This is a genomic window from Isoptericola hypogeus, from assembly GCF_039531145.1.
Classification (GTDB): domain Bacteria; phylum Actinomycetota; class Actinomycetes; order Actinomycetales; family Cellulomonadaceae; genus Isoptericola; species Isoptericola hypogeus.
Map to the genome: position 1 here is coordinate 22,971 of NZ_BAAAPM010000006.1, position 26,491 is coordinate 49,461.

Annotated in this window: 23 protein-coding genes; 18 read left to right on the forward strand and 5 right to left on the reverse strand. The window is 75.6% G+C overall.

Annotated features, from left to right (window positions below; translation table 11 throughout):
- Positions 1–65 precede the first annotated feature (65 nt).
- From ABD254_RS15315 to ABD254_RS15330, 4 genes are all read left to right on the forward strand, one after another.
- Complete coding sequence (locus ABD254_RS15315; protein WP_344249348.1) at positions 66–1,376, forward strand: sensor histidine kinase; 1,311 nt, start codon at positions 66–68, stop codon at positions 1,374–1,376.
- Positions 1,377–1,480: 104 nt separating this feature from the next.
- Positions 1,481–1,921 carry a response regulator gene (locus tag ABD254_RS15320; protein ID WP_344249350.1) on the forward strand — a complete coding sequence of 147 codons (441 nt, stop codon included), beginning with the start codon at positions 1,481–1,483 and terminating at the stop codon, positions 1,919–1,921.
- Between the two features lie 122 nt (positions 1,922–2,043).
- Complete coding sequence (locus ABD254_RS15325) at positions 2,044–2,976, forward strand: PAC2 family protein (RefSeq protein ID WP_344249351.1); 933 nt, start codon at positions 2,044–2,046, stop codon at positions 2,974–2,976.
- A gap of 173 nt (positions 2,977–3,149) precedes the next feature.
- On the forward strand, positions 3,150–3,353 hold the full coding sequence (locus ABD254_RS15330) for a cold-shock protein (RefSeq protein WP_344249352.1): 204 nt from the start codon (positions 3,150–3,152) through the stop codon (positions 3,351–3,353).
- Positions 3,354–3,419: 66 nt separating this feature from the next.
- Here the strand turns inward: ABD254_RS15330 and ABD254_RS15335 are convergent, their stop codons facing one another.
- The gene (locus ABD254_RS15335) at positions 3,420–4,373 is read right to left on the reverse strand and encodes a spermidine synthase (protein ID WP_344249353.1); all 954 of its coding nucleotides are present in this window, start codon (positions 4,371–4,373) and stop codon (positions 3,420–3,422) included.
- A gap of 209 nt (positions 4,374–4,582) precedes the next feature.
- On the opposite strand from ABD254_RS15335, the gene ABD254_RS15340 reads away from it, so the two are divergent.
- The 3 genes from ABD254_RS15340 to ABD254_RS15350 are packed head-to-tail and all read left to right on the forward strand — an operon-like array spanning position 4,583 to position 6,743.
- Positions 4,583–4,990: an SAV_6107 family HEPN domain-containing protein gene (locus tag ABD254_RS15340; protein WP_344249354.1), complete on the forward strand. Its 408-nt coding sequence runs from the start codon at positions 4,583–4,585 to the stop codon at positions 4,988–4,990.
- Entirely contained in the window at positions 4,987–6,264 is a 1,278-nt protein-coding gene (gene dinB / locus ABD254_RS15345; RefSeq protein WP_344249355.1) for a DNA polymerase IV, read from the forward strand. The genes ABD254_RS15340 and dinB overlap by 4 nt, the downstream gene beginning before the upstream one ends.
- Positions 6,265–6,302: 38 nt before the next feature.
- Positions 6,303–6,743, forward strand: a complete 441-nt coding sequence (locus tag ABD254_RS15350) for a DUF3040 domain-containing protein (RefSeq protein WP_344249356.1) — start codon at positions 6,303–6,305, stop codon at positions 6,741–6,743.
- A gap of 162 nt (positions 6,744–6,905) precedes the next feature.
- On the opposite strand, the gene ABD254_RS15355 is transcribed toward ABD254_RS15350, so the two are convergent.
- The 3 genes from ABD254_RS15355 to ABD254_RS15365 are packed head-to-tail and all read right to left on the reverse strand — an operon-like array spanning position 6,906 to position 11,638.
- Positions 6,906–9,134, reverse strand: a complete 2,229-nt coding sequence (locus ABD254_RS15355; protein WP_344249357.1) for a transglutaminaseTgpA domain-containing protein — start codon at positions 9,132–9,134, stop codon at positions 6,906–6,908.
- Positions 9,131–10,531, reverse strand: a complete 1,401-nt coding sequence (locus ABD254_RS15360) for a DUF58 domain-containing protein (protein ID WP_344249358.1) — start codon at positions 10,529–10,531, stop codon at positions 9,131–9,133. The genes ABD254_RS15355 and ABD254_RS15360 overlap by 4 nt, the downstream gene beginning before the upstream one ends.
- A gap of 12 nt (positions 10,532–10,543) precedes the next feature.
- Positions 10,544–11,638: an AAA family ATPase gene (locus ABD254_RS15365; RefSeq protein ID WP_425553816.1), complete on the reverse strand. Its 1,095-nt coding sequence runs from the start codon at positions 11,636–11,638 to the stop codon at positions 10,544–10,546.
- 347 nt (positions 11,639–11,985) lie between these two features.
- Here ABD254_RS15365 and mraZ point away from each other — a divergent pair, with 347 nt between their 5' ends.
- From mraZ to ftsL, 3 genes are all read left to right on the forward strand, one after another.
- Entirely contained in the window at positions 11,986–12,459 is a 474-nt protein-coding gene (mraZ, locus tag ABD254_RS15370; RefSeq protein ID WP_344249359.1) for a division/cell wall cluster transcriptional repressor MraZ, read from the forward strand.
- Between the two features lie 217 nt (positions 12,460–12,676).
- Positions 12,677–13,768: a 16S rRNA (cytosine(1402)-N(4))-methyltransferase RsmH gene (gene rsmH / locus ABD254_RS15375; protein WP_344249361.1), complete on the forward strand. Its 1,092-nt coding sequence runs from the start codon at positions 12,677–12,679 to the stop codon at positions 13,766–13,768.
- Positions 13,765–14,214: a cell division protein FtsL gene (gene ftsL, locus ABD254_RS15380; protein ID WP_344249362.1), complete on the forward strand. Its 450-nt coding sequence runs from the start codon at positions 13,765–13,767 to the stop codon at positions 14,212–14,214. Before rsmH ends, ftsL begins: the two co-directional genes overlap by 4 nt.
- 151 nt (positions 14,215–14,365) lie before the next feature.
- On the opposite strand, the gene ABD254_RS15385 is transcribed toward ftsL, so the two are convergent.
- Entirely contained in the window at positions 14,366–14,806 is a 441-nt protein-coding gene (locus tag ABD254_RS15385) for a hypothetical protein (protein WP_344249363.1), read from the reverse strand.
- Here ABD254_RS15385 and ABD254_RS15390 point away from each other — a divergent pair.
- The 8 genes from ABD254_RS15390 to murC all read left to right on the forward strand — a co-directional run bounded on the left by ABD254_RS15390 (position 14,793) and on the right by murC (position 26,408).
- Positions 14,793–16,511: a peptidoglycan D,D-transpeptidase FtsI family protein gene (locus ABD254_RS15390; protein ID WP_344249364.1), complete on the forward strand. Its 1,719-nt coding sequence runs from the start codon at positions 14,793–14,795 to the stop codon at positions 16,509–16,511. The genes ABD254_RS15385 and ABD254_RS15390 overlap by 14 nt on opposite strands.
- Before the next feature lie 96 nt (positions 16,512–16,607).
- A complete protein-coding gene (locus tag ABD254_RS15395) occupies positions 16,608–18,251 on the forward strand; it encodes a UDP-N-acetylmuramoyl-L-alanyl-D-glutamate--2,6-diaminopimelate ligase (protein ID WP_344249365.1) in 1,644 nt (547 codons plus the stop codon).
- Positions 18,248–19,720, forward strand: coding sequence for a UDP-N-acetylmuramoyl-tripeptide--D-alanyl-D-alanine ligase (locus tag ABD254_RS15400; protein ID WP_344249366.1), 1,473 nt, complete (start codon positions 18,248–18,250; stop codon positions 19,718–19,720). The genes ABD254_RS15395 and ABD254_RS15400 overlap by 4 nt, the downstream gene beginning before the upstream one ends.
- Positions 19,717–20,799: a phospho-N-acetylmuramoyl-pentapeptide-transferase gene (mraY, locus tag ABD254_RS15405; protein WP_344249367.1), complete on the forward strand. Its 1,083-nt coding sequence runs from the start codon at positions 19,717–19,719 to the stop codon at positions 20,797–20,799. The genes ABD254_RS15400 and mraY overlap by 4 nt, the downstream gene beginning before the upstream one ends.
- The gene (locus ABD254_RS15410) at positions 20,796–22,331 is read left to right on the forward strand and encodes a Mur ligase family protein (RefSeq protein WP_344249369.1); all 1,536 of its coding nucleotides are present in this window, start codon (positions 20,796–20,798) and stop codon (positions 22,329–22,331) included. Before mraY ends, ABD254_RS15410 begins: the two co-directional genes overlap by 4 nt.
- A gap of 75 nt (positions 22,332–22,406) precedes the next feature.
- The gene (gene ftsW / locus ABD254_RS15415) at positions 22,407–23,711 is read left to right on the forward strand and encodes a putative lipid II flippase FtsW (RefSeq protein ID WP_344249370.1); all 1,305 of its coding nucleotides are present in this window, start codon (positions 22,407–22,409) and stop codon (positions 23,709–23,711) included.
- A 94-nt stretch (positions 23,712–23,805) separates the two neighbouring features.
- Positions 23,806–24,915 carry a UDP-N-acetylglucosamine--N-acetylmuramyl-(pentapeptide) pyrophosphoryl-undecaprenol N-acetylglucosamine transferase gene (locus ABD254_RS15420; protein WP_425553823.1) on the forward strand — a complete coding sequence of 370 codons (1,110 nt, stop codon included), beginning with the start codon at positions 23,806–23,808 and terminating at the stop codon, positions 24,913–24,915.
- Positions 24,912–26,408: a UDP-N-acetylmuramate--L-alanine ligase gene (gene murC, locus ABD254_RS15425; RefSeq protein WP_425553817.1), complete on the forward strand. Its 1,497-nt coding sequence runs from the start codon at positions 24,912–24,914 to the stop codon at positions 26,406–26,408. Before ABD254_RS15420 ends, murC begins: the two co-directional genes overlap by 4 nt.
- The last annotated feature ends 83 nt before the right edge of the window (positions 26,409–26,491 follow it).

Sequence of the window (26,491 nt, forward strand, 5' to 3'; positions counted from 1 at the left end):
GGTACGCCGAGGAACGAGGTGTGCCGGAGCGAGGCACCGCAGCGCTCTGGCCGAGAGGTCACGGCGTGAGCCGGGCGCGCCCCCTGCGCGACGTCGTCCGACGTCTGCTCCTGGTCGTCGGTGCCGTGCTCCTGCTCGCCCTGGGCGTCGCGTTCGTGGCCGCCTGGCGCTCGCTCGTCCTCCTGCACGACGGCGCGGCCGACGGCGCCATCGAGGCGGCGCGGGCCTGGAACCAGACCCTGCTGGTGGTGGTTCTAGTCCTCGTGCTGCTGGTGGTGGTCCTCGGCTGGGTTCTCTTGCGCACCATGCAGCGGCGCGTCGCCGGCCCGCTGGCCCGCCTGGCGGCGTCGGTACGCGAGGCGAGCAAGGGCGCGCACGAGCACGAGATCCGGGTCGAGGTGCCGGACGAGCCGGGCCGCGGGCCCGCCGGGCCGGTGGCCGGCGAGGTGGCCGCGCTTGCCGCCGACGTCGAGCACATGCGACGCGAGCTGGTGCAGCAGGTCGCCGAGGTGCGCGAGTCCCACGCCGAGACGGAGCGCGCCCACGCCCAGCTGGCCGCGCAGGCCCGCGAGCTCGCGCGGTCCAACACCGAGCTCGCGCGCTCCAACCGGGACCTCGAGCAGTTCGCGTACGTCGCGTCCCACGACCTGCAGGAGCCGCTGCGCAAGGTGGCGTCCTTCACGCAGCTGCTGCAGAAGCGGTACGGCGACCGCCTCGACGAGCGTGCCGACCAGTACATCGAGTTCGCCGTCGACGGCGCGCGCCGCATGCAGCGGCTGATCCAGGACCTGCTGAGCTTCTCGCGGGTGGGACGCTCGGGTGCGCCGTCCCAGGACGTCGACCTCGAGCGGGTGCTCGCCCAGGTGCTGCGCGACCTGGAGGACCGCGTGGTCGAAGCCGGGGCGGTCGTCACCCACGACCCGCTGCCGGTCGTGCGCGGCGAGCCCGCGCTGCTCACGATGCTGGTGGGCAACGTCGTGGGCAACGCACTGAAGTTCCGCGACCCGCAGCACACCCCCCGGGTCCACCTCTCGGCGCGGCGTCCCGACGGCGGCGCCGCCGGCGCCGTCGACGACCCGTCGAGCGAGGTCCGGGGCTCGGGCGCGGCCCGGGACGCGTGGGAGCTGGCCTGCACCGACAACGGGATCGGGATCGACCCTCAGTACGCCGAGCGCGTCTTCGTCATCTTCCAGCGCCTGCACCCCAAGGAGGTCTACTCCGGCACGGGGATCGGCCTCGCCCTGGTCAAGCGGGTGGTGGAGCACCACGGCGGCCGGGTCTGGCTGGAGCCAGCCGACGGTGGCACCACCGTGCGCTGGACCCTGCCCGCCGCCACGTCACCGTCCGGCGAGGCGACCGACGCCGTCGTCCGCTAGTCTCGTCCCACGTCGCTGACCTGGGAAGACACATCTTCGCAGGTCACCCAGGGCATGGAGCGGCGCCGCCGGCCCGGCGGACGTGAGACGAGGCGGGAGCACGCATGACGGACCAGCAGGCGGGGATCGAGGTCCTCCTCGTGGAGGACGACCCGGGCGACGTGCTCATGACGCGGGAGGCGTTCGAGGAGCACAAGGTCGCGAACCGGCTTTCGGTGGTCTCCGACGGCGTGAGCGCGATGGAGTTCCTGCGTCAGGAGGGCGAGCACGCCGGCGCGCCGACGCCCGACCTCATCCTGCTCGACCTCAACCTGCCGCGCATGGACGGTCGCGAGGTGCTCGCCGCCGTCAAGGCCGACGAACGGCTCAAGCACATCCCGGTCGTCGTGCTCACGACCTCGGAGGCGGAGGAGGACGTGCTGCGGTCCTACGCGCTGCACGCGAACGCCTACGTCACGAAGCCGGTGGACTTCGACCGGTTCATCCAGGTGGTGCGGCAGATCGACGACTTCTTCGTCACCGTCGTCCGGCTCCCGCGGCACTGAGCATCATCGGGAAGGATCCGGCGCCCGGCGCCGTTGTCCTCGTAGCGGGCAAGACGCCCGCCGGCACGGTGTCCCGAGGCGGGCGGTGCCGAAGCGAGGATCGACGCGAGGAGGGCGGGGCGTTGCTGGACCCGCGGGGGATCTACGAGATCGACGAGGACGCGGTCGCGCGCGTCGGGCTGGTGCCCGACGGCGAGGCGGGGGCGATCGGCCCGGTGCTGCTGCACGCCGTCGACGGGTTCGTCGACGCGGGGGCGGCCGGCGAGATCGCCGTCGAGCACCTGGTCTCCGAGCTCGAGGTGACGCGGCTCGTGACCTTCGACGTCGACCAGCTGCTCGACTACCGCTCCAAGCGGGCCGTGATGACGTTCGACGCCGACCGCTGGTCCGCGTACGACGAGCCCTTCATGGCGATCGACCACCTGGTCGACCCGGAGGGCACGGGCTTCCTCCTGCTCCACGGCTCCGAGCCCGACCTGCAGTGGGAGCGCGCGGTCGCGGCGGTGCGGGCCCTCGTGGAGCGGTTCGGCGTCTCGCTGACGGTCGGCTTCCACGGGATCCCCATGGGGGTGCCGCACACCCGGCCCCTCTCCCTGACGGCGCACGGCACCCGGGCGGGGCTGGTGGAGGACTACACGTCGTTCCTCGGGACGGTGCGGGTGCCGGGTTCGTGGCCGGCGCTGCTCGAGTACCGGCTCGGGGAGGCCGGGCGCGACGCGATCGGCTTCACCGTGCACGTCCCGCACTACCTCGCCCAGTCGCGGTACGCGCCGGCGGCGGTGGCGGCGCTGCGGCACGTGGAGCGCGCGACCGGCCTCGACCTCGCGACGGGCGGGCTGGCCGCGGCCGCGGCGGACACCACCCTCGAGGTGGAGAAGCAGGTGGGGGAGTCGACCGAGGTCGCCGCGGTGGTCAGGGCGCTGGAGGAGCAGTACGACGCCTTCACCCGGTCGGTCGGCCGACCGAGCCTGCTCGCCGAGCAGGCTCCGATCCCGACCGCCGACGAGCTGGGCGCCGAGTTCGAGCGGTTCCTCGCCCAGCAGGGCGACGACTGAGGCTCCGCCGCAGCGGAGATTGGCGACAATCTGTGGCATACCCGTGTGGTCCGTGCCACACTGTCGCCGTTGCAGCGGCAGGCCAGCGCAGCACCGGCGCCGGCGGCCTCGTGCAGCCACGGGCGGCCGCCCGGCACGTCCGCGACTGATGGATGGAAGGTCGAAGGATCAGCATGGCGCAGGGTTCTGTGAAGTGGTTCAACTCCGAGAAGGGCTACGGCTTCATCGCGCAGGACGACGGCGGCGCCGACGTCTTCGTGCACTACTCGGCGATCCAGACGCAGGGGTACCGCTCGCTCGAGGAGGCCCAGCGGGTGGAGTTCGAGATCACCCAGGGGCCGAAGGGGCCGCAGGCGGAGCAGGTCGTCCCGCTCTGACGTCCCAGCACCGACGAGGGCCGCGATCCGCAACTTGGGGTCGCGGCCCTCGTCCTGCCTCGAGCGTCATGACGTCGGTGTCACGGCCTCCCGGTCGGTGCGGCCAAGGCCGGCGAACCGGACGACGTCGTCCCCGGTGAGGAGGTGCGCCGGCACGGCCAGGGTGCGCAGCGCGCGCGCCAGCGCCGGGTCGGCGAGGTCGAGGGCTCCGGCTCCGGCCGGGCCGTCCTGGTCTCCGTTCGGGTCGACGGCGGGTCGCACCGCGGCCAGGACGACGTTGCCGTACCGGCGGCCCTTGAGCACGGCGGGCTCGGCGACGGCCGCGAGCCGTCCGGCGTGCGCGGCGTCGTCCCCGAAGACGCCGGCCAGCGTGACGAGCTCGCGCCGCGCGAGGTGCAGGGGAGGGCGGTCGGCGCAGTTCGCCAGCAGCACGCCGCCGGGGCGCAGCGCGCGACGCGCGGCCGCGGCGAAGCCTTCGTCGGCGAGGTGGTCGGGCGTGCGGTCGCCGGCGAACACGTCGCGCACGACGACGTCGAACGATCCCGGCTGGAGCGTCGTGAGCGCGTGGCCGGCGTCGTCCGCGCGCAGCCGCAGCGCCGGCGAGCGGGGCAGGTCGAACCACCCGCGGACGAGCTCGAGCAGCCGCGCGTCGACGTCGACGCCCAGCTGGCGCGACCCGGGCCGCTCGTGCTCCACGTGCCGCGCGAGGGCGCAACCGGCTGCCCCGAGGTGGAGCACCCGGAGCGGGCCCGGCGGCAGGAGGGCGAGGAACGCGGCCATCTGCTGCATGTACTCGAACGAGAGGAACCCGGGGTCGTCCAGGTCGAGGGCCGAGCTCGGCACGCCGTTGACGTGCAGCGTCACGAGGTTGGGGCGGTCGGTGTCGGGCTCGACGGTCGCCGTCCCGGTGTCGATCTCGACGGGCCCGACGGGCAGTGTCGGTGCCTCGCGCGATGCTGGGTGGCGTCGGCCGGTGCGGCGTTCCGGGCGCGGGGCGCCACGGCGGGAGGAGCGGGCCATAGGACCAGTCTCCACGCTCCGCGCCGGACCGAGGGATTGACAGCAGTCGAACAGGTGTTCGACAATGGAGGGCGCGGGGGACCGCGGAGCACGGGAGGTGCACGATGGTGGCTCGGACGAAGCCTGCTGAGACCCGGACACAGACGCATGCCCCGAGTGGGGCACGTCGGCCCCACCCGGCTCGCCCGCCCGTCCGCCCGTGGCACGGCGTGGACCCGGAGGTCGAGCGCCTCCTGGCACGGTCGGACGCCGAGCTCGCCGCGGCCACCGGTACCGACGACCCGGCGGAGCGGTTCGTGCACGCGCACCTCGCCGCGCTGCGCGCGGCCGCGGCGATCGTCGCGCTTCGGGGCAGGCCCTCGCCACGGTCGCGGGCGCGCACGGTGTGGGACATGCTCGCCGTCGTCGAGCCGGAGCTGGCGTCCTGGGCCGGCTACTTCGCCTCGGGTGCCCGGCTGCGAGCGGCGGTCGACGCCGGTCACGGTGAGCAGGTGGAGGCGCGACGGGCGGCGGAGCTGGTCGCCTGCGCGGAGGACTTCCGTGACGAGGTCGGGATGCTGGTCGACCCGGAGGCCGGGTTCGCTCTCCCGCTCGACGTGACGCCGGCGGCGTCGTGAGCCGAGGCCCGCGGGCGCCCGGCGCGTTCCGCGACTGGGGCGCCGACGAGACGGGGACGTCGGTGCTGCACGTCGACATGGACGCGTTCTTCGCCTCGTGCGAGCTGGTCCGCCGGCCGGAGCTGCGCGGGCGTCCGGTCGTGGTCGGCGGGCGGGCGCGCGGCGTCGTCCTGGCGGCGACCTACGAGGCGCGCGCCTTCGGCGTCCGGTCGGCGATGTCGATGGCCGCGGCGCTGCGCCTGTGCCCGCACGCCGTGGTCGTGCCGCCCGACCACGGCCTGTACCACGAGGTCTCCGAGTCCGTCATGGCGATGCTCGGCGACGTCACGGCGCTCGTGGAGAGGGTGTCGGTCGACGAGGCGTTCCTCGACGTCTCCGGGGCGCGACGCCGCCTCGGGAGCCCCACGCAGATCGGCGCCCGGCTCCGCGAGCGCGTGCGGGCGGAGCACGGGATCACCTGCTCGGTCGGGATCGCGCGGAACAAGTTCGTCGCGAAGCTCGCCTCCACGCACTCCAAGCCCGACGGCATGATGCTGGTCCCCGTCGACGCCACGGTCGCATTTCTGCGGACGCTGCCGGTGGGGGCGTTGTGGGGGGTCGGGGAGAAGACGGAGCTTGCGCTGGCCCGGTGGGGGATCACCACGGTGGCCGAGCTCGCCGACACGGACGTCCCCAGCCTCCAGGCGGCGATCGGCAGCGTCGCCGGCGCGCACCTGCACGACCTCGCGTGGGGACGGGACCCGCGGCCTGTCGTCCCGGGGCGCGAGGAGCGCAGCATCGGCGCGGAGACGACGTTCGCGCACGACCTGTGGGACATCGGCGCCGTCGAGGAACGCGTGCTCGAGCTCGCCGACCGGGTCGCGGCGCGCCTGCGGCACCAGGGGCTGGTCGCGCGGACGGTCTCCGTCAAGGTGCGCACCAGCGACTTCCGCACCTTGACGCGAGCGCGGACGCTGAGCACGCCGACGGATATCGCCCGCGAGGTCTACCTGGTGGCACGCGAGCTCCTGGCGGCGGCGGACCTTCGAGGGCTCCCCGTGCGGCTGGTCGGGGTCCGCGGCGAAAACCTGCAGGTCAGGGCAGGTCTGGCCGAGCAACCGACGCTGGAGGAGTCCCTCGACCCCCGCCACGAGGCGCGCCGAGAGGTGGAGGTCACCCTCGACGCGGTCCGCGAGAAGTTCGGCCGGTCCGCGATCCGGATCGGGGCTGCGGGGGGACGGCGTCCGGATCGTGACGCTCCGACTACCGTGCCGCCCGCCACAGGCCTATCCTGAGGGGGTTACCGTTCCACCGCGAGACCCGGGGGGACTCGATGCCTCTGTCCGAGTACGAGCAGCGAGTGCTGGAGCAGATGGAGCGCGCGCTGAGCAGCGACGACCCCCGTCTGGCCAACACCCTGCAGTCGGCGCGACGCCGTTCGCCGATGCGTTATGTCCTGGCAGGTGTCGGCGTCGTCGTCGGCCTGCTCCTGCTCGTCCTGGGCGCGTCGTCGTCGCAGATGTGGGTCGGGGTGGCGGGGTTCGTGCTCATGTTCGCCGGCGTCGCCTACGCGTTCGCCGCCCCACGGAAGTCCGGTCCCACCGGCGTGGTCCGGGAGGACGGCTCTGTCGACCCGTCGACGCAGCCGGGTCGGGCGCCGCACACGACCACCACCACCACGAAGCGCCGGCCCGTGGGCGGCGCGAAGAAGGGTGACGGGTTTCTCGCCCGGCTCGAGGAGCGGTGGGAGCGGCGCCGTCAGCAGGGCAGCTGACCGGCGTCGGACGCTCCGCGCCTGAGACCGCGTCGCCTGACGTCATCTCGGTTCACGACCGGCCGAGGGCTCACGGAGGCCCCGTGAGCTCACGACCTGCCCGAGAACTCGCGACCGGCTGAGGGTTCACGACCGGCCGAGGGTTCACGACCGGCCGAGGGTTCACGACCGGCCGAGCTTCTCCGAGAGCTCTCGCGTCACGGTGGACGTGAGCGCCGTGAGCTCGTCGACGGTCGGCAGCTCCGGGTCGCGCGCGTAGCGGGCCTGCTCGGTGGCTTCGGCGAGGACGCCCAGGCCGGCGAGCAGGTCGTCGTCGATCGGGCTCCCGGTACGGTCGGCGACCTGCGCCGCGATGGCCTCCGGCGCGCGGCGCAGCGTGGTGGGAGGCGCGAGCTGCACCCCACCGGCGTGCAGCGCGCCGATCACCTCCTGCCACGCGCGCTCCGGGTCGAGGTCCGGTACGTCCCTGCGGCGTCGCACGACCAGGAGGACGACTGCGCCGCCGAGCCCGGCCACCAGCGTCCCGGTCACCAGCCAGACCCATGCGGGGACCCCCTCGTCCCGCGGCACGGACTGCCCGGCCGGGACCGACTGCGAGGGCGCGGTCGTGGCGCCGGGAGCGGCCGACTCCGGTCGGCGTTCGGGGCGCTCGTCGGCGGTGGGGGCGGGCGCTGCCGCGCCGTCGCCGCGTGGCACGGTGTACTCGGGCGCCGACCCGGTCTGCTGCGCGGGCGTGGGCTCGAAACGCACCCATCCCGTGCCGGCGAAGTAGACCTCCGGCCATGCGTGCGAGTCCTGGCCGGTGATCTGCCACTCGCCGTCCTCGGAGCGGTCGCCGGGCAGGTAGCCCACCGCCATGCGGGTGGGGATGCCCAAGGAGCGTGCCATCACGACCATCGTCGTCGCGTACTGGATGCAGTAGCCCGTCCGGTGCTGCAGGAAGTCCCACACGGGGTCGCCGGTGCCGCCGCGGGGGAGCGTCGTCGAGTAGGTGAACCGGCCGGGGTCGCGCAACCAGCGCTGGAGCGCGACTGCCTGGTCGTACGGGGTCGCCGCGTCGCCCACGACCTCACCGGCGGTCTGCGCGATGTCCTCGGCGTGGGCAGTGTCCGGCACCTCGGTGAGCACCGGGTCGACCTGCGCCGGTGGCGCCTCGCGGAGCGCCTCGGGCGACAGGTCGCGGGTGCCGACCGACATCGCATACGTGTCGCCGGTGTCGGTCAGGCCGCCGACGACCTCGTCGCGGGAGGGGTCGTACCCCCAGGACGCCGCGGCGTCCACGGTCCGCGGGTCGATCGTGAGCGGCAGCTTGTCGTCGCGCAGCTCCCCGACCGTGAGGGTGAGCTCGAGGGGTTCGCCGGTGGCCGGCGGGTCCTCGGGCCACAGCACGTCGTCGGCCTCGAACGGCTGCCCGTCGCGGTCCTCTCCGCGCTGCCATCGGCGGCCGTCGAAGGCGGTCGCGGTGTAGCTGCGCAGCGGTCCGGCCCCGTCCTCCGGGCCCGTGTAACGCAGCACGACCGCGTCGGAGCGGTCGGTCAGGCTGCTGAGGATGTCGAGGTCCTCCGCGAGGCGGATGGTGTCGCCGGTCGTCGTGAAGGCGCGGTACCACCCGCCGGCTGCGCCGGGGAGAGCTCCCGAGGCGCTGCCGAGCAGCCCCGCGGCCACCGCCACGCCGAACGCGGCGACGGTGGTGACGAGGGCGCGGGAGCGCTCCGCCCGGCGCACGGGGGCGGGAGGACGCTCGGCGCGGCGGCGGGCCCGCGCGCCGACCGGCCCGTCGAGGGTGAGGAGCAGCAGCAGGGCGGTGACGGTGACGACGAAGACGCCCCACGGGATCTCGCCCGTCAGGACGAGCGGGGGGCCCCACAGCGCGAGCAGCGGGACCCCGACGGCGGCAGGACGCCGCAGCCCGCCGGCGAGCACGTCGGCGAGGAGCAGGACGAGGAGCGTGCCGCCCACCGCGAGCAGGGCGATCGGCAGGGTCCCGGCGACGGGCGCGACCTCCGACCGCGCGATCTCCCCCGCCTCGCCGAGGCGCGCGAAGGCCCGCTCGACGTGCTGCGGGGTGACGACGAAGCTGAGGTCCGACGTCGGGCCGCCGTACCGGGCGAGGACGTACCACGCGGCCACGACGGCGCCGGCGAGCGTCGGCAGCACTGAGCCGTGATCGCGGGCGGAGGTGGTCCGCCGGGCGCGCGCCCGGCGCTCGACCACGACGCGGACCGTGATGGTGGTCGCGCTCACGAGCGCGACGCCGAGCAGCCCGGCGCGGACCCACGCGTCGGCGACGACCACCGAGGTGAGGGCGAGCATCGAGGCGGCGACGGCGACCGCCACGAGCACGCCGGTGGTCACGGTCCGGACGACGGGTCCCGCGTGCGCGGGGATCATGCGGCACGCTCCGTCAGGAGGGCCCAGGCGCGCGCGGGCGGCGTCCCGGAGTCGCAGACGGCGACCCGCCACCCGGCCTGGCGCAGGTCCGCGGCGGTGCGCTCGGCGGCGTCGTCGTTCCCGTCCGAGCGGGGCGGGGTGACGATCGCCCAGCAGGTGCCCTCGGCCGCCAGCCGTGCCAGCTCGTGGCTCGAGCCGGCCGGCAGCGGCGCCAGGACCGCGACCGTGATCTCGGCCTGGGTGCGGCTCACCCGCAGAGCGCGCGCCGTGGCGGCCATCGCCTCGTCCGCCTCGGTGGTCGACCGGTGGCCGGCCAGGTCCACTGCGGCATCGAGCACGGCCGCGCGCCCGGTGAGGGCGCCGGCGGCGAACGCCGAGGGCTGGGCCGCTCCGCCGGTGGCCACGAGCCGCGCGGGGTGCCCGGCCTCCAGGAACGACACGGCGATCGACGCCGCGAGCTCCACCGCGTGCTCGCCGTCCTCCAGCCGGTGGACGCCACGCTGCGTGGGCCACCCCGCCGTCCGGGCGTCGGGCGGCGGCGCCAGCAGAGACCGGTCGAGCAGCACCGTGACCGGCCGCACCCCGGCGCTCTCGTCGGCACGGACCATGAGCCGGCCCTGGCGTGCCGACCCCGCCCAGTGCACCCGGCGGGGGTCGTCGCCCGCGACGTACTCGCGCAGCACCGAGTCGTCGGTCGAGGCGAGGCGGGCGCCGGTCGCGGCCCGGTCGACGTCGCCCAGCACACGGGTGCGGGTGTGCAGGTCGACCGTGCGCGGCCGTACCGCGACGCGCGTCGGCTCGCCGAGCGGCTGGGTGGTCCGGACGAGCCCGAAGACGTCGGTGCGGGTCGTGAGCAGGGGCCCGAGCGGCCAGCGCCCGCGGCGGGACGGCGTCAGCGTGTAGCGCACCGAGATCCGGTCCGGGTGGGCCGTCACCCGCGCGCGGATGCCGTGCGGCCCGGCCAGCTCGTGCGCCGCCTGCTCGGACAGGCGCAGGCGGGCCAGGCGTTCGTACGCGGCCCCCGTGCGGGACCGCGCCCCGACGACGAGGCGCACCGCGGTGGACTGGCCGCGCACGACGGGGTGGGGGGTGAGCTCACGGGCCACGATCAGCGCGCCCCGCCCGGCCTCGAGCCGCTGCAGCCCCATGACCGCCCAGGCGAACCCGACCGCGAGCATGGCGGCCCCGCCGAGCCCGACGACGTCGGGCAGCTCGAGCAGCACCCCGCACGCGCCGAGCAGCGCCCCGGTGCACAGCAGGGCGATGCCGCGCCCCGTGAGCCGGACGCGGGCGAGGCGCCGCAGCGCGGCGCGGGCCGTCGGGACGTCGCCTGGCGGTGTCCCGGCGGGTGCGGTTCGGCGGGGAGCGCTCCGAGCGGTGGGTGCGGTGTCGTTCACCACGGTCGTGCCTCAGCGGCCGGAGGAGGGGGCGGTCCCGTACGACGCGGCGCGGGCCGGCGCGGCGGCGTGCACGCTCGGCACCGGGGTCCTCTGCATGACCTCGTCCACGACGTCCTCGGGCGTCGTGCCGCCCAGCCGGGCCTCGGTCCCGAGGATGAGGCGGTGGGCGAGCACGGGTCGCGCCAGCGTCTGCACGTCGTCCGGGAGCACGTGCTCGCGGCCTGACATCGCCGCCAGGGCCTTCGCGACCTTGAGGAGCTGCAGGGAGGCGCGCGGCGAGGCGCCGAGCCGGAGCCCGGGGTGCTCGCGCGTGGCGCCCACCAGGTCGAGCACGTACTGCTTGACGGCCGGGGCGGCGTACACCGACCGCACCAGGACGGCGAAGCGCGCCATGTCGTCGCCGGTGGTCACGGGGGTGAGATGGGCGAGGGGGCTCGCGGCCTCCTGGCGGTCGAGCATCTGGAGCTCGGCGTCGTTGTCGGGGTAGCCGACCGTGATGCGCGCGGTGAAGCGGTCCCGCTGGGCCTCGGGCAGCGGGTAGGTGCCCTCCATCTCCACCGGGTTCTGGGTGGCGACGACGAGGAACGGGCGCGGCAGCGTGTGGGTGGTGCCGTCGACCGTGGTCTGGCCCTCCTCCATGCACTCGAGCAGCGCGGACTGCGTCTTGGGCGACGCACGGTTGATCTCGTCGCCGATGACGACGTTGTTGAACACCGGGCCCGGCCGGAACTCGAAGTCGTGCGTCGCCGTGCGGAAGATGTTCACGCCGGTGAGGTCGCTGGGCAGCAGGTCGGGCGTGAACTGGATGCGGCCGACCGCGCAGTCGATGCTGCGGGCGAGGGCCTTGGCGAGCGTCGTCTTGCCGACGCCGGGGACGTCCTCGATCAGCAGGTGACCCTCGGCGAGCAGCACCGCGACGGTGATGTCCGCCAGCCCTGGACGCCCGGCGATGACCGAGTCGACGGCGTGGCGCACGCGCGACGTCGCGGCGACCAGCTCGTCCAGGCCGCGGGCGAGCGCGTCGGGCCGGAGCCCGTTCGCGTGGCCCGCACCCTCCGCCTCCGCGCGAGCGCCGGCGAGCGTGGGGGAGGGTTCTGGATGCACGGGTGACCTCCGGTTCACGTGCGCGTGACGGTTTCTCGAAGCCTAGTGGAAGCACCTGCCGGTTCGTGACGCCGATCACGCTCCACATCCCTCCCTGGCGTGCATCTCACCCGGTCGCGGCGCCCGCGGGCCATCGGGCCCGCCCCGGGATGTCCGGGATGACCGCAGCGGGGTGCGCTGCCCGGACCCGCCCGCGCCCGCGCCCTCCACCCGAGCCGTGATCCGCTGACCTGCGACGACGCGCCGGGGCGGTGTCGATGGGCAGAACTGCCCGGGTGAACGCCGCGCCTGGTGGAGGAAAGTGGAGTAGCGTGGAGGATGCGGGAGCGCGAGGGGAGGTGCGAGCCGTGGCAGCTGGTCTGGGGGACGCGTTTCCTGGGTCCGGCCTGCTCCTGGGCACGCACACCCCCAAGCTCGACGAGAAGGGCCGGCTCATCCTCCCCGCGAAGTTCCGTGCCCGTCTCGCTCCCGGCCTCGTCATGACGAGGGGGCAGGAGCGCTGCCTCTTCCTCCTCCCGATGGACGAGTTCGGCCGCATGTACGAGCAGGTCCGGCAGGCGCCGGTCACCAGCCGGCAGGCACGCGACTATCTCCGCGTGTTCCTGTCGGGGGCGAGCGACGAGGTGCCGGACAAGCAGGGGCGGGTGGTCATCCCCCCGGCGCTTCGTGCGTACGCCGGTCTCGACCGGGACGTCGCCGTCATCGGCGCCGGCACCCGCGTGGAGATCTGGGACCGCCCCACCTGGGAGGCCTACCTGGCCGAGCAGGAGTCGGCGTACTCCTCCACGGCCGAGCAGATCTTCCCGGACCTGCAGTTCTGACCGGGCAGCACCGTCACAACAGCACATCGACAGCAGCACCCGCAGTCCACCCCGCCGGCCCCGACCGGTGAGGCCTCCTCCCGCGAGAGTCTGGCGCACTTCCCCGGTGCCAGAACGCGCGGAGGGAGACCTGACCGGCCGGGCCCGGCACACACCCCGGCCAGAACGCCCGAGCCCGACCCGCCCGACCAGCACCCGCGACCGAGAGGAGGCCACGATGACCGACGAGACGCACGACGGGACCGACGACCCGAACTCGCCGGACGGCGGACGTCCGGCGCGCGACCGCCACCTGCCGGTCCTCATGCAGCGCTGCGTCGACCTCCTCGCGCCGGCGCTCGCGAACCCGGGCAGCGTGCTGGTCGACTGCACCCTCGGCATGGGCGGGCACACGGAGGCGGTCCTCGAGCAGGTCCCGACGGCGCGGGTCGTGGGCATCGACCGCGACCCCCAGGCGCTGGCGCTCGCCGGCGTGCGGCTGGCCCGCTTCGGCGACCGGTTCACGCCCGTCCACGCCGTGTACGACGAGGTGGGCGACGTCGTCGCCGACCTCGGCCTGCGGGGCGTTCAGGGCGTGCTCATGGACCTCGGGGTGTCGTCGCTGCAGCTCGACGAGGCCGAGCGCGGCTTCGCGTACGCCCAGGACGCGCCGCTCGACATGCGGATGGACCAGTCGCGCGGCGTCACCGCGGCCGACGTCCTCAACACCTACGACGAGCGGGACCTCGCGCGGATCCTGCGCACCTACGGCGAGGAGCGGTTCGCGTCGCGCGTCGCCCGTGCCCTCGTGCGGCGTCGCGAGCAGCGACCGTGGGAGCGCACCGGCGAGCTCGCCGAGGCCGTGCGCGACGCCATCCCCGCCGCCACGCGCAAGACGGGCGGGCACCCAGCGAAGCGCACGTTCCAGGCGCTCCGGATCGAGGTGAACGGCGAGCTCGAGGTGCTCGAACGGGCCGTGCCGGCGGCGGTCGAGGCGCTCGCCACGGACGGGCGGATCGTCGTGGAGTCCTACCACTCCCTCGAGGACCGGATCGTCAAGCGGACGCTCGCCCGCGGCACGACGTCGAGCGCCCCGCCCGGGCTCCCGGTGGAGCCCGAGACCCACCGCCCGTATCTCGAGGCCCTGACCCGGGGAGCCGAGGAGGCCGACGAGGCCGAGCTCGCGCGCAACCCCCGCTCGGCGTCCGTGCGGCTGCGCGCCGCCCGGCGCACCCGTCCCACCCCGTCCCACTTGCTGACCGCCTCCCGGGCCACCGCCCGAACGACCACCCGAACCACCTCCCGAACCAGCAAGGAGGCCCGTCGATGAGCGCACTGCGTGCCCCGGCCACCACCCCCGGGACCCGGACCGGCGCGGCGCGCGGCCGCACGTCCCTGACCGCCCTCGAGGGCGGTGCGACCCGGGGACGGCTCGACGTCGTCCGCGCGCCCCTCCAGGCGACGTCGGGCGTGCCGTTCCTGGTGCTGTGCGCCGTCGTGCTCGCGGGCGCCCTGCTCGCGGCGCTGCTGCTGAACATCACGATGGCGCGGGGGTCCTACGAGTCCGCCCACCTGCAGCGCGAGGTCGGCCACGCGGCACAGGACGTCGAGGACCTGCAGGCCGAGCTGCGCTCGAACGAGGCGTCGCTGGCGGACCTCGCGAAGCAGCTGGGCATGGTGCCGGCCGACGAGGTGACGATGATCAGCATCGAGACCCGCTCGCGGGCGGGCGTCGGCGGCGACAAGGACGCGGAGGGCACGGCGGAGGCGCCGTGAGCGGCCAGGGATCCGGCCGGAGCACCGGCACCGGCGGGGGCACGGGCAGGTCGGCAGGCACGTCGACGGGCCGGTCGGCAGGTACGCCCGGACGCCAGGCGGCGGGCAAGGCGGGCGAGCCGGCGCGTCCGGCGACACGCCCGCGCTCGGGTCACGGCGGAGGCGGCGCCGCATCGCAGAATCGAGGGGTGGCACCCCGGAGGACGAACGGCACGGCGAGCGGCTCGACGAACGGCGCCTCGAGACGCGCCGCGTCGGCACGGTCCGGCGCGCCCCGCGCCGCGTCCACCTCCACGAGCGCGCCCCGGACGAGCGCACCCCGGACGAGCGCACCCCGGACGAGCGCGCCCCGGACGGGAGCGGCGGGCCGGGCGTCCGGCGGAGCGCGGGGCACCGCCCCGGGGACGACGGGCGCGCGCCCGTCCTCCGGCCGCGCCGCCGTCGCGCCCCCGGGCGGGCGGGGAGCGCCCGCCCGCCGGGGGAACGGCGGCGGACCGCCGAGCTCCCGGACGCGACGCCCGGCGGGTCCGCGCCCGGGCGAGCCCGCCCGCCGCCAGCGCTGGCTGGTCGTCCTCGCCGTGCTCGTGCTCACGGTCTTCGTGGGGCGGCTCGTCCAGGTGCAGGTCGTGCGGGGCCCGGCACTGGCGGCCGAGGCGCAGGCGATGCGCACGACCTCCGACGTCGAGCTCGCGCACCGCGGCGAAATCCTCGACGCGAACGGGCGCGTGCTGGCGACCAGCGTGGACCGGTACACGATCATCGGGGACCAGGAGGCGATCCAGGGCTTCCGGGGCAGCACCAAGGTCGACACGGCCTCGGGCGAGCCGGTGGACGACGGGGCGCTCGGGATCGCGCAGCTCCTGGGGCCGGTGCTCGACGAGCCGCCGGCGGAGCTCGCCGCCAAGCTCAACGGCAAGGACCGGTACGTCCCCCTCGCGCGCGACGTCGTGCCCGAGGTGCAGCGGGCCGTCGCGGAGCTCGGGCTGCAGGCGTACATCGCCACGGAGCTGACCTCGCGCCGCACCTACCCGGCGGGCTCGGTCGCCGGGACCCTGGTCGGGTACGTCGACCGCGACCAGACGGGCCAGGGCGGCCTGGAGCGCGCCTACGACGACGTGCTCGCCGGCACCGCGGGCACCACGACGTTCGAGCGCGGCCGGGACGGCGTCCCCATCCCGGGCGCGCAGGTCGAGTCGGTGCCCGCCGTGCCGGGCAGCGACGTGCAGCTGACCGTCGACGAGGACATCCAGTGGAAGGCGGAGGAGCTGCTCGACGAGGCCGTCTCGACCACGGGGGCCGCCTACGCCATGGCGATCGTCGAGGACCTGCGCACGGGCGAGGTGCTGTCCGTGGCCGACTCGGGCGACGTCGACCCGAACGACCGCTCCACGTCCGCGGTGGCGGACGGCTCGCGGGCCGTCAAGGACGTCTTCGAGCCCGGCTCCACCGGCAAGGTCGTCACGATGGCCGCCGCCCTCGAGGGCGGGTACTGGGAGCCGGACAGCGAGTTCACCGTGCCCTACCGGTACACCGCGCCCAACGGGGAGTCGTTCAAGGACTCGCACGACCACCCGGTCCAGCAGCTCACTCTCGCGGGCGTGCTCGCCCACTCGTCGAACACCGGCACGGTGCAGATCGGCGAGAAGATCCCCGAGCAGGTGCGGTACGACTACCTGCGCAAGTTCGGCTTCGGCGAGCCCACCGGGCTGGGGCTGCCCGGCGAGTCGGCGGGCCTCCTGCCCGACGAGGCGAACTTCGCGAACGACCCCCGCACGCCGTACACGATCCTGTTCGGCCAGGGCGTGGCGGTGAACGCGATGCAGGCCACCCAGGTGTTCTCCACCGTCGCGAACGGCGGCGTCCGGGTGACCCCGAGCCTGTACGCCGGCACGAGGGCCCCCGACGGGACGTTCACGCCGGCGCCGGAACCCGAGGCCACCCGCGTGATCTCGAAGGACACGGCCGACTCGCTGATGCGGATGCTCGAGTCGGTCACCGGCGAGGAGGGCACGGCGGCCAGCGCCCAGGTGCCCGGCTACCGGGTCGCGGGCAAGACGGGCACGGCCCAGATGTGGCTGCCGGGCGGCGGGACCACCTACATGGCGTCGTTCATCGGCGTGGCGCCGGCGGACGACCCGCGCTACACCGTCTCCGTCTTCCTGCGCAGCCCGCAGTCGTCGATCTACGGCGGGGTGGTCGCGGCCCCGGTGTTCAGCGACCTCATGGGGTACACGCTGCAGAAGATGGACGTGCCGCCGAGCACGTCCGAGGCCGACCCCTACGACCTCGAGTGGTGACCGGCGACATGACCGGCGAGACGGTCGTCGTGACGGTCGTCATGGTGCCCCCCGGGAGCGCCGGGGCGCACGCGGGCAGAGGGTAGGTTCTTCTCCGTGACATCCCCGTACCCCCGTATCCGGCCGACGGGCTCCACGCCCCGGCGGGTGCGGGACCTCGCCCTGACCTTCGGGCTCGAGACGATGCCCGGCTCGACGCCCGCACCCGGCGCCGGCGACGTCATGGTCACGTCCGTGGCGTCCGACAACCGCGCGGTCGCGGACGGCGACCTCTTCGTGGCGCTGCCCGGCGCACAGGCGCACGGCGCCCGTTTCGCCGCGGACGCCGTCGCCCGCGGCGCGCGCGCCGTGCTCACCGACGCCGCCGGCGCCGCCACCCTCGCCGGGGCCGGGCTGCCGGCGGGCGTGCCGGTGCTCGTCGCGTCCGACCCGCGGGCGGTCCTGGGCCCGGTCGCGGCGTGGGTCTACGGCGAGCCGGCCCAGCACCTCATGACCTTCGGGGTGACGGGCACCAACGGCAAGACCACCACGACCTACCAGCTCGACCACCTCCTGCGAGCGCTCGGCTGGACCGGCGGGCTCGTCGGCACGGTCGAGATGCGCGCGGGCGACCGGGTGCTGCCCAGCCGGCTCACGACGCCCGAGGCCGCCGACCTGCAGGCCGTGCTCGCCGCCATGTGCGAGGCCGGGGTGCGCACGCTCGCGATGGAGGTGTCGTCGCACTCGCTGTCGATGCACCGCGTGGACGGCATCGAGTTCGGTGTCGTCGGCTTCACCAACCTCAGCCAGGACCACCTCGACTTCCACGGCGACCTGCAGGCCTACTTCGACGCCAAGGCGTCGCTGTTCACGCCCGAGCGCGCGCGCCGCGGCGTCGTCGTGACCGACGACGTCTGGGGCGAGCGCATGGCGTCGGCCGCCGGGGTGCCGGTCGCCACGCTGCGCACCTGCGAGGCGCGGGACGGGGAGGCGCCGGCCGACTGGACCGTGACCGACGTCGCGCCGCACGGCACGGGCTCGGCCTTCACGCTCACCCACACCGACGGCCGGTCCCTGCGCACCTCGACGTCCCTGCCGGGCGGCTTCAACGTCGCCAACGCGGCGCTCGCGGTCGTGATGGTCCTCGAGGGCGGCGCGCACCTCGAAGACGTCGCCGAGGCCCTCGAGGGGGCGGACGGGCTGTGCGCCGTCGTCCCGGGCCGCATGGAGGTCGTCGGACCGGGCGGGGCCGGCGAGCCGCGCGTCGTCGTCGACTTCGCGCACAACACCGACGCGCTCGAGCTCGCCCTGGCGGCGCTGCGCCCGACGACGACCGGCAGGCTCGTCGTCGTCTTCGGCGCCACGGGCGACCGCGACAGGGGCAAGCGGCCCGCGATGGGCGCCGCCGCGGTCGCGGGGGCGGACGTCGTCGTCGTCACCGACGACGACCCGCACGGCGAGGACCCGGCCGCCGTGCGCGCCGCCGTGCTCGACGGCGCGCGCGCCGCCCGGCAGGTCGCGCGCGACGCGGGGCGCGACGTCGCCGTGAGCGAGCTCGCGCCGCGCGGCGACGCGATCGCCCGCGCCGTGCTCGAGGCCGGCCCCGACGACACCGTGCTCGTGGCCGGGCGCGGGCACGAGACGATCCAGGAGGTCGCGGGCGTCGACCTCGAGCTCGACGACCGGGTCGAGGCCCGCCGGGCCCTGGAGCAGCGCACCGCGCGGACCGCCGCGGGTGAAGAGAGGACCACCACCGCATGATCGAGCTGACCGCCGCCGACGTCGCCGCGGCGACCGGGGGCCGGCTGCACGCCGACGCCGGCGCCCGCGTGACCGGGCCCGTCGTCGTGGACTCCCGCCGGGTCTCGCCCGGGGCGCTGTTCGTCGCCCTGCCGGGCGAGCACGTCGACGGGCACGACTTCGCGGCCGGGGCCGTGGAGGCGGGCGCCGCCCTCGTGCTGGCCGCGCGCGCGCTCGACGGCGTCCCGACCGTCGTCGTCGACGACGTGCAGACCGCCCTCGGCGAGCTGGCCCGGGACGTCCTGGCGCGCCTGCGCGACGCCGGAGACGTGCGCGTCGTCGCCGTCACCGGCTCCGTGGGCAAGACGACGACGAAGGACCTGCTCGGCCAGCTGCTCGCCCGCGAGCTGCCGGCCGACGCGGTCGTCGTGCCGTCGGGCTCGTTCAACAACGAGGTCGGGCTGCCGCTCACGGTGCTGCGCGCCACGGAGGCCACGCGCTGCCTCGTCCTCGAGATGGGGGCGGACGGCCCCGGCAACATCGCCTACCTCACCCGCATCGCCCCGCCCGACGTCGGCGTGGTGCTCGCCGTCGGCAGCGCGCACGTGGGCAAGTTCGGCTCCGTCGAGGCGATCGCCGCCACCAAGGCGGAGATGGTCACCGGGGTGCGCCCCGGCGGCACGGTCGTGCTCAACGCCGACGACCAGCGCGTGGCCGCGATGGCCGCCCTCGCGGGCCCCGACCGCCGCGTCCTGACGTTCGGGACCATCCCGGCCGCCGACGTGCGCGCGACCGACGTCGAGGTGGACGCGACGGGCCGGGCCGCCTTCGGGCTGCGGCTCGGCGAGGGCGATGCCGGCCCGGTCGACGTGGGGGTCGGCCTGCGACTGGTCGGCGCTCACCACGTGAGCAACGCGCTGGCCGCGGCGGCCGTCGCGACCGCGCTCGGGACGTCGCCGGCCGACGTCGCCGACGCGCTGTCGCAGGCGACCCCCCTCAGCCCGCACCGCATGGCGGTCACGGAACGCCCCGACGGCGTGACCGTCATCGACGACGCCTACAACGCGAACCCGGACTCGATGCGGGCCGCGCTGCGGACGCTCGCCGTCATGGCGGGTCGCTCGCGACGGTCGGTCGCCGTGCTGGGGGAGATGCTCGAGCTCGGCGAGGGCTCGCGCGCGGCGCACGACGCCCTCGGCCGGCTCGTGGTCCGATTGAACGTGAAGCTCCTCGTCGTCGTGGGCGAGGGCGCGTACCACATCCACGAAGGCGCCATGCAGGAGGGCTCCTGGGGAGAGGAGTCGGTCTTCGTGCCTGACCGCGACGCCGCGCGCGAGGTGCTCGCGGACGCCCTGGCGCCCGGCGACGTCGTGCTCGTGAAGTCGTCGCTCGGGTCCGGCCTGTGGCGCCTGGGCGACGAGCTCGCGGCGGGCCCCGCCGGCCCCGGCACGGTCGGCGCGCCCGACGGCGCGGCGGAGGTCGCCCCGTGATCGCGATCCTCGCCGGGGCGGGCGTCTCCCTGCTCGTCGCGCTGTTCGGCACGCCGCTGTTCATCCGGTTCCTCGTGCACCGCAACTACGGGCAGTTCGTGCGCCAGGACGGCCCGACCGCGCACTTCACCAAGCGCGGCACCCCCACGATGGGCGGCGTCGTCATCATCGGCGCGACCCTGGTCGGCGTCGCGGTGTCGATGGCGGTGGCGGGGCGCCCGCCGAGCGCGTCCGCCCTGCTGTGCCTGTACCTCATGACGGGGCTGGGAGTGGTCGGCTTCCTCGACGACTTCACGAAGATCCGCAAGCAGCGCTCCCTGGGCCTGACGGCGCGGGCCAAGATCGTCGGTCAGGGCTTCGTCGGCATCAGCTTCGCGGTGCTCGCGCTGCAGTTCCCCAACGACAACGCGCGCACGCCGGCGTCCACGCGCATCTCGTTCCTGCGTGACACCAACCTCGACCTGGCGTTCGCGGGCGTGACCGTGGGCCTCATCCTCTTCGTGGTCTGGGCGAACTTCCTCATCACGGCGTGGTCCAACGCGGTCAACCTCACGGACGGCCTCGACGGGCTCGCCACGGGTGTGTCCCTCGTCGTCTTCGGGGCCTACGTGCTGGTGTGCATCTGGCAGCTCAACCAGTCCTGCCAGCGGCTCGGGGCGGCCGGCCCGCGCTGCTACGAGGTCCGCGACCCGCAGGACCTCGCCATCGTCGCGGCCGCCATCGTGGGCGCCTGTTTCGGCTTCCTGTGGTGGAACGCGAGCCCGGCGAAGATCTTCATGGGCGACACCGGGTCGCTCGCGCTCGGCGGGGCGCTGGCGGGCATCTCGATCCTGAGCCGCACCGAGATCCTCGCGGCCCTCATCGGCGGGCTGTTCGTCATCATCGTGATGTCCGACGTCATCCAGATCGGCTTCTTCAAGATGACCGGGCGGCGCGTGTTCAAGATGGCGCCGCTGCACCACCACTTCGAGCTGTCCGGGTGGGGCGAGGTGACGATCGTCATCCGGTTCTGGCTCATCGCCGGCCTGTTCGCCGCCCTCGGCATGGGTGTCTTCTACGCCGAGTGGGTCGTCACGTGACCGGACCCGACAGCGCCGACGGGACCGCTGAGGGCCCCGACGCGCTCGCGGGGGCGCGGGTGGTCGTCGCCGGGCTCGGGGTCACCGGGCGGGCCGTGGTCGCCGCGCTCGGCGGGCGCGTCGCGTCCGTCGTCACGGTCGACGCGCGGGCCGCCGACGCCGACGTCCCGGGTGCCGACGACCCGGTGACGGCCGAGCGCCTCGTCGCTGCGGCCGACCTCGTCGTCGCCTCGCCGGGGTGGCCCCCGAGCGCACCGCTGCTGGCCGCGGCGCGCGCCGCCGGCGTGCCCGTGTGGAGCGAGGTGGAGCTCGCGTGGCGGCTGCGCGCAGACCGCACGCCCGGGCCCGGCGGCGCGGACGTCGGGCCCGGCCCGGTGCGTGGCCCGGCTCCGTGGCTCGCCGTGACGGGGACCAACGGCAAGACGACGACCGTCGAGATGCTCGCCTCGATCCTCACGGCGGCGGGCCTGCGCACCGCGGCGGTGGGCAACGTCGGCACGCCCCTGGTCTCCGTGGCGACCGACCCGTCCTACGACGTGCTCGCCGTCGAGCTGTCCAGCTTCCAGCTGCACCACACCCTCACCACGTCCTTCGAGGCGGCCGCCGTGCTCAACGTCGCGGCCGACCACCTGGACTGGCACGGCTCCGTCGAGTCGTACGCGGCCGACAAGGGCCGCATCTATGCCCGCGCGCGGGTGGCGTGCGTGTACAACGCGGCCGACCCGCGCACGGAGGAGCTCGTGCGGGACGCGGACGTGACGGAGGGCGCGCTGGCGGTCGGGTTCACGCTCGGCGCCCCCGGGCCGGGCCAGCTCGGCCTCGTGGCGGACGTCCTCGTCGACCGCGCGTTCCACGCGCCGCCCGGCTCCCGCGAGCGGCAGCGGACCGCGGCGGAGCTCGGCACGCTCGCGGACCTGGCGCACCTGGCGCCGGCCGCCCGCCCGGACGACGGCGCCGACGCCGGGCCGGCCCCGGTCCCCGCGCACGTCGTCGCGAACGCGCTCGCGGCCGCCGCGCTGGCGCGGGCGCACGGGGTGCCGGCGTCGGCCGTGCGCGACGGGCTGCGGGCGTTCCGCACCGGTGCGCACCGGATCGAGCGGGTGCGCGTCCTGGACGGCGTGGCCTACGTCGACGACTCCAAGGCCACCAACGCGCACGCCGCCGCCGCGTCGCTCGCCGCGTACGCCCCGGGCACGGTCGTGTGGGTCGCCGGCGGGCTGACGAAGGGCGCGACGTTCGACGACCTCGTCTCCTCGCGCGCCGACCGGCTCCGCGCGGCGGTCGTCATCGGCGCCGACCCCGAGCCGCTGGCCGGCGCGCTCGCCCGACACGCCCCCGAGATCCCCGTCGTCGTGGTCGATCCCGGCGACACTGGGTCGGTGATGCGCCGGGCCGTCGCGGCGGCGCGGGACCTCGCCCGTCCGGGCGACACCGTGCTGCTGGCCCCGGCCGGCGCGTCGATGGACCAGTTCGCCTCCTACGCCCGGCGCGGGGAGGCCTTCGCCGCCGCGGCGTCCGACCTGCCGCAGTGACACCGGCAGCGACGAGCCCGGCGGCGAGGAGGTAGGGGCGCGCGCCGAGCGCGTCGAACGAGCACGGGGGAGCGGATGGCGGTCACGACGAGCACCCGGCGGCCCGCCGAGCGCCGCCCCGACCGCTCCGGCCGTGCCACGCGCCCGGGACGGCAGGAGCGCACCGAGCGCCCGTGGCTCGGGCAGTGGAACTCGACCGTGACGAGCTACTACCTGCTGGTCGGCGCCACCGGCCTGCTGCTGGTGGTCGGGCTCGTCATGGTGCTGTCCAGCTCGACGATCGAGTCGATCGCGGCAGGCCAGTCGCCGTACGCGGCCTTCCTCAACCAGGGGCGGTACGCGCTCATGGGGCTGCCGCTGATGCTGGTCGCGGCGCGCCTGCCGCTGCGCTGGTACAAGCGGCTGGCCTGGCCGGCGCTGCTCGTGTCGCTCGGGCTGCTCGCCGCCGTGCCGTTCCTCGGCAAGGTGGTCAACGGCAACCGCAACTGGCTGGTCCTGGGCCCGGTCCAGTTCCAGCCGTCCGAGCTCGCCAAGCTGGCGCTGGCGGTGTGGCTCGGCGCCGTGCTCGGCCGCAAGCAGCACCTGCTCGGCCGCTGGGGGCAGGCCCTGCTGCCCGCCGCGCTCGGCCTGGCCGCCGTCGCCGGCCTCGTCCTCGCGGGCCACGACCTGGGGACCGCCCTGGTCATCGCCATGCTGGGCCTGGGTGCCTACTGGGTCTCCGGCGCGCCCGCGGCGCTGCTCGCGTTCGGCGGCACGGCGGCCGCGCTCCTCGTGGGCTGGGCGTTCATCGTCAACCAGGACAGCAGCGACCGGATCGAGCGCATCCTCGCGACCTACGGGTCCACCTGCGACAAGGCCAGCGAGTGCTACCAGTCGATCCACGGCCTGTACGGACTGGGCACCGGCGGGCTGTTCGGCGTCGGGCTGGGCGCGAGCCGCGAGAAGTGGAACTACCTGCCCGAGGCGCACAACGACTTCATCTACGCCGTCATCGGGGAGGAGCTCGGCCTGCTGGGCACGCTGCTCGTGCTCGCGCTCTTCGCCGTCCTCGGCGTGGCGATGGCGCGCGTGGTGCGCCGCCACCCGGACCCGTTCGTGAAGATCACCACGGCGGCCGTCGCATGCTGGATCGTGGGCCAGGCGTTCGTGAACATCGGCGTCGTCATCGGCGTGCTGCCCGTCATCGGCGTGCCGCTGCCGCTGGTGTCCGCGGGCGGCTCGGCGCTGGTGACGACGATGGTCGCGCTCGGCGTGGTGATCAGCTTCGCGCGCTCGGAGCCCGGCGCGGCGGAGGCGCTCGCGGCGCGGCCGAGCGTCGTGCGGAGATCCGTCGGGGTGCTCTCGCGACGTCGTGGGCACCGTCGGGAGCGTCGTCCCTAGGGCCCCTTCCGGCCGATAGGGTCGCGGGGTGAAGAGTTCTGCAGTCACCTCCGTCGTGCTCGCCGGCGGCGGCACGGCCGGTCACGTCAACCCCATGCTCGCCGTCGCGGACGAGCTGCGCGCCCGCGTGCCCGAGGCGCGCGTGCTCGCGCTCGGCACCACCACCGGGCTGGAGGCGGAGCTGGTCCCCGCCCGCGGCTACCGGCTGTGGCCGGTGCCCCGGGTCCCGCTGCCCCGGCGCCCCAGCGTGGACCTGCTGCGCCTGCCCGGGCGGCTCACGTCGGCCGTGCGCGCGGCGGAGGCCGCGATCGACGAGATCGGCGCGCAGGCCGTGGTCGGCTTCGGCGGCTACGTCTCGACGCCGGCGTACCTCGCGGCCCGCCGGCGCGGCGTGCCCGTGGTGATCCACGAGCAGAACGCGAGGGCGGGGCTGGCCAACAAGCTCGGCGCGCGGTGGGCGGCGCGTGTCGGCGCGACGTTCGCCGGGACGTCGCTGCCCGGCGCGCAGGTCGTGGGGCTCCCGCTGCGGGCCGAGATCGCCGGCCTGGTGGCCGAGCGGGAGCAGGACGCGGCCGCCGCGCGCGTGCGCGCCGCCGACGCGCTGGGGCTGGACGCGGCGCTGCCGACGCTCGTCGTGACGGGCGGCTCGTCGGGCGCCGCCTCCGTGAACGCGGCGCTCGCGGGCTCGGTCGAGGCGCTGCTGCGCGCCGGGATCCAGGTGCTGCACCTCACCGGCAAGGGCAAGGACGCCCCCGTGCGCACGGCCGTCGAGACGGCCACCGTGGCGGGCTCGTACGAGGCCGCGCGCTACCAGGTCCGCGAGTACCTGCCCGAGATGCACCTCGCGCTCGCGGTCGCGGACCTCGTCGTCGCGCGGTCCGGCGCGGGCACGGTGTGCGAGCTGGCGGCCCTCGGCGTCCCCGCCGTGTACGTGCCGCTGCCGATCGGCAACGGCGAGCAGCGCCTCAACGCCGCGCCCCTGGTGGACGCGGGCGGCGGGCTGCTCGTCGACGACGCCGACCTCACGCCCGCCTGGGTGGCCCAGCACGTGCCCGCGCTCCTCGCCGACCGCTCCCGGCTCGACGCGATGGCCGACGCGGCGCGCGCGGCAGGGGTGCGCGACGGCGCGGCGCGGGTCGCGGACCTCGTGGGGGAGGCGGTCGCGGAGGCCACCGCGCGTGCGGTGTCGGGATCGAAGGCGTGACCGGCGTGACGGGCGGCGCCCCCGTGCTGGGCGTCGAGGACCTCGGCCGGGTGCACCTGGTCGGCGTCGGCGGTGCCGGGGTGTCGGTCGTGGCCCGGCTGCTCGCGGCGCGCGGCGCCGACGTGCAGGGGTCCGACGCCGTCGCCTCGCCCGCGCTCGAGGCGCTGCGCGCCGACGGGGTGCGGGTCTGGGTCGGCCACGACGCCGCCCACGTGGTCGGCGACGACGGCGCCCCCCTGGTGGACACGCTCGTCGTCTCGTCCGCGGTGCGCGAGTCGAACCCCGAGCTCGCCGCCGCGCGCGCCGCCGGGGTGCGGGTGCTGCATCGTTCCCAGGCGCTGGCGTCCCTGATGCTCGGATGCCGGTCGGTGGCCGTCGCGGGCGCGCACGGCAAGACGACCACCTCCGCGATGGTCGCGACGGTGCTGCGCGCCTGCGGCGTCGACGCCTCGTTCGCGATCGGCGGCACGGTCCGCGTGCGCGACGCCGACGGCGTCGAGTCCGCCGTGCCCGGCGGGCACCTCGGGGACTCCGACGTGCTGGTCGCCGAGGCCGACGAGTCGGACGGCTCCTTCCTCAACTACGCCCCGACCGTCGCGGTCGTCACCAACGTCGAGCCCGACCACCTCGACCACTACGGCTCGCGCGAGGCGTTCGAGCAGGCGTTCGAGCGCTTCGCCGCCCGGATCGTCCCCGGCGGCACGCTCGTGGCCTGCGCCGACGACCCCGGTTCCGCTGCGCTCGCGGCCGCGCACCGTGCGGCCGGGGGCGCCGTCGTGACGTACGGGCGTGCCGACGGCCCCGACCCGGTGGCCCACGTGCGGGTGGCCGAGGTGGTGCCGGGCGCGGGCACGGTGACGGCGACCCTCGCGGGCGGGCCGCTCGGCGACGAGCCGCGCGCGCTGCGCCTCGACGTCCCGGGTGCGCACAACGCCCTCAACGCGGCCGCCGCGGTCACCACGGCGGTGCTGCTGGGCGCGGGCCCGGACGAGGCGGTGGCCGGCGCGGGGACGTTCGTCGGCACGGGCCGCCGGTTCGAGACCCGCGGCGAGGTGGGCGGGGTGCGGGTGGTCGACAGCTACGACCACCACCCGACCGAGGTGGAGGCCCTCCTGCGCGCGGCCCGGCCGGTGGCCGGCGACGGGCGGATCGTGGTGCTCTTCCAGCCGCACCTGTACTCGCGCACGCGGATCTTCGCCGACCGCTTCGCCGCCGCCCTCGCGCTCGCGGACGAGGTCGTGGTCACGGGCGTCTACCGGGCGCGCGAGGACGTCGACCCCGACGTGGGGCCGCGGACCATCACCGACCTCGCCGAGCGCACCGTCTCGGGAGGCGAGCTGCGGGCCGTCGAGGACCGGATGGAGGCCGCGCACGTCGTCGCGGCCCTCGCCCGGCCGGGCGACCTGGTCCTCACGGTGGGGGCGGGGGACGTCACCGAGCTGGCGCCCGTCGTCCTCGCCGACCTGGCGGCGCGCCGCGCCGCCGGCGGGTGACCGCCGACGCCTATGCCGGCCCGCGCGGAGCCGGCGCCGACGCCCGCGCCCGACCGTGCGTGCCGGGCGCGGCCTGCGTGACC